Source organism: Staphylococcus intermedius NCTC 11048, assembly GCF_002902385.1.
In the GTDB taxonomy this organism is placed as follows: Bacteria; Bacillota; Bacilli; order Staphylococcales; family Staphylococcaceae; genus Staphylococcus; species Staphylococcus intermedius.
In genome coordinates this window covers 1-2,725 of record NZ_PPQH01000146.1, presented here as the reverse complement: position 1 = coordinate 2,725, position 2,725 = coordinate 1, and the positions used below count along the sequence as shown (strand labels likewise).

Here is a 2,725-nt window from a genome sequence, read left to right as displayed (position 1 = left end):
AAATTAAAAAGTTTTGTAAGCAAAACAGAAAACAAACGAATCGAACTAAAGAAGAAAGTTAGCGAATACGAAAGTTTAGTTAAACAAACTGAAAATGTTATTAAAGAAATCAACAAATTTAAATTGAAAACAAAAATAAAAAAGGGTGACTAACATGGAATTTATCGGATTTGCAGACGCACAAGAATTTATTAAAATAAGTGGTTTTTCTGAATGGGATCTAGAACACAAAGTATACGCAAATACTGAATTTAAAAAAACGTGTATGTTTCGATTTGGTAAGGGCAACAAGCGCTACATCGAGATTGAACCGGCACTAAAATTTATCAAAGAAAACATTTTGATTAGAGAAACTGATTTGTAAAGGGGGTGACTAAATTGAAAACCACTTTAGCAATTTTCAACACGGTCGCAGTCGCTATCGTACTAACAACCATTTTAGCATTCAGTGGCGTGTACTTCACCACACTGCTATTCATTGTAATTCTAGCAGAAGCATCGACGTACAACGGCACAAAAGCGATTTACGAAGTATTAAAAAAGACTGAGTGCTAGCAGAAACTAGCAAACAGTCAGAGGGTATTAGGCAAGAACTACCCTCACTATACAACTTTTGAGGAGGATAAGCAAATGTATTTTAAAAACGGAGAAGAATATAGCGGAATCATCGAAGTTGAAGGCTTCAAATTCCGTAAATACGTTATTAGACAAGATGATTATATCTTGATTGAAATCACTGATATGACATACAAAACTGTAGCAGAAACGAAAGTATACGATGTCTCAGATATAGACATCGCACAAGAAGTTATTAACGCAGCTATTTACGACTTTATCGAATACCAAACAGATGAGTTAGACAAAATTATGGCACAACTCATCAAAAACTAGGAGGAAATAAAATGAAAAACAAAGGTGTAATTATAGTTTCTTATGCAGAATTGCAAAGGTTAATTTTAGCGGAATATCAATTAGAAAGGGAAAATGAAGAACTTAAAGAAAGGCTCAAAACTTTAGAATCACTTTACAGATTCCAGTCAAAAGAAGTTGAAAGACTAAAAGAGGTATTGGGCAGTTGCACTCTCGAAAATGACGAGGAGGAATTACTAGATGAGTAACATTTTTCAAATTAATGAAAAGTATCTTGAAGTTTTAGAGATGGCAAATCAAGATATTGACCCACAAACTATTCAAGATACTTTAAAGTCTATCGAATCTGAATTGAATGAAAAAGTTGATAACATCATTGGCCTTAAACGAAGTGTCGATGGCGATATAGATGTTATCAACAAAGAAATAAAAAGACTGAAAGAAATCAAAGAAAAAAAACAGAATCTGTCAGATAGATTAAAGCGGACTTTACAAGATATGTTAGAACAACGTAATTTAAAGAATTATCGTACACCTACTAACTACATTTACAAACGTAAGAATGCGCCTAGTGTTTATATTAAAAACATGAAAATACTTGATAAATCTTACTTTATTCAGCAAGAACCTACATTGAATAAAGAGCAAATTAAAGAGGACATTAAAGCGGGAATTGACGTTCCAGGTGCGGAATTACGAGGTAGCGAAAGTTTGGTGATTAAATAATGCCATTCAACATAACAAGCGCTAAAGACATCACAACAGATAAATCAACGTATTTAATCTACGGAAAACCTGGTAGCGGTAAAACGCACACATTGAATTATCTACCTGGACGTACCTTATATGTAAATGTAGATAAATCAGAACGACCGTTAAAAGGCAACGAGAACATTGACATCTTAGAATTTAACTCTCACGAAGCGTGGGAAGAATGGGGCGAATTAATGAAATGGTTTGCTGATAAGAATAATATATCGGTACTTGATAACTACGACAACATCGTAATAGACAACTTATCTGAATTGTTTAGATCAATGCTAGCCAATCTTGGACGAACAGGAAAAAACCAAAGAGTTCCCGAAATGTCGCATTATCAACGAGTAGACTTTTTTACAATTGATAGTTTGCGATTTCTACAATCATTAAATAAACGATTGATACTACTTGCATGGGAAACAAACTACGACTTTTTTACACCTGCCGGACAACAAATCACACAATCTGTTCCGGATATTCGTAAAACAATACGTGATAACGTTGCCGGATTATGTCAGGTAGTTGCTCGATTGATAGTGAATAAAGAATCGGGGAAACGAGGGTTTATCTTGATGCCAACGAATCAGATATTCGCTAAAAATCAATTAGACAACAGAGAACATTGCTTGCAAGAAGATTTATTTAAAGTTGGTGATGTGGATGGTTAAAAGTATATTTTTACAAGATGGAGAAGAGATATTTGTAGATGATGAAGATTATGAAAGAGTGTGTAAACTAACTTGGTATTCCTCATACTATGGTAATTCTAGAAGAGTATTAAGTACTCAAGAAAAAATACTTTTAAATTCTTATATAATCCCTGGTTCATTTCAGATTAAAAAAAATAACTATTTCACTAAAGATAATTTAACAACAAAAGGTAATAAAACGCGTTGGTCAAAACCGATGATAAAAGGCTCTTCTCAATATAAGGGCGTTCATAGAAATCAAAATAAATTCAAAAGAATTTGGAAGTCCACGATTGTTGTTGATGGAAAGCAGAAATTTTTAGGTAATTTTGAAACTCAAGAAGAAGCAGCTCAAGTATATAATGATGCTGTAATAAAATATTGGGACGGTCAAGGTTATTTAAACG

The 2,725-nt window shown here is 33.1% G+C and carries 7 protein-coding genes; all 7 read left to right on the top strand.

Annotated elements, in window-relative coordinates; genetic code table 11:
- Window positions 1–154 precede the first annotated feature (154 nt).
- Complete coding sequence (locus CD138_RS13750) at window positions 155–364, top strand: hypothetical protein (protein ID WP_019169767.1); 210 nt, start codon at window positions 155–157, stop codon at window positions 362–364.
- Between the two features lie 14 nt (window positions 365–378).
- Window positions 379–555 (top strand): hypothetical protein, encoded by a 177-nt coding sequence (locus CD138_RS14445; RefSeq protein WP_019169766.1) that lies wholly within the window; start codon window positions 379–381, stop codon window positions 553–555.
- 75 nt (window positions 556–630) lie between these two features.
- Window positions 631–891 carry a DUF1108 family protein gene (locus tag CD138_RS13745; protein WP_103266024.1) on the top strand — a complete coding sequence of 87 codons (261 nt, stop codon included), beginning with the start codon at window positions 631–633 and terminating at the stop codon, window positions 889–891.
- 11 nt (window positions 892–902) lie between these two features.
- Window positions 903–1,118 carry a hypothetical protein gene (locus CD138_RS13740; protein WP_019169764.1) on the top strand — a complete coding sequence of 72 codons (216 nt, stop codon included), beginning with the start codon at window positions 903–905 and terminating at the stop codon, window positions 1,116–1,118.
- Window positions 1,111–1,596, top strand: a complete 486-nt coding sequence (locus tag CD138_RS13735; protein ID WP_019169763.1) for a siphovirus Gp157 family protein — start codon at window positions 1,111–1,113, stop codon at window positions 1,594–1,596. The genes CD138_RS13740 and CD138_RS13735 overlap by 8 nt, the downstream gene beginning before the upstream one ends.
- On the top strand, window positions 1,596–2,297 hold the full coding sequence (locus CD138_RS13730; protein ID WP_019169762.1) for an AAA family ATPase: 702 nt from the start codon (window positions 1,596–1,598) through the stop codon (window positions 2,295–2,297). The genes CD138_RS13735 and CD138_RS13730 overlap by 1 nt, the downstream gene beginning before the upstream one ends.
- Window positions 2,290–2,725, top strand: a 436-nt coding sequence (locus tag CD138_RS14440; protein WP_506344857.1) for an AP2/ERF family transcription factor, incomplete at its 3' end; no start/stop codon positions are given. The genes CD138_RS13730 and CD138_RS14440, both read left to right, overlap by 8 nt.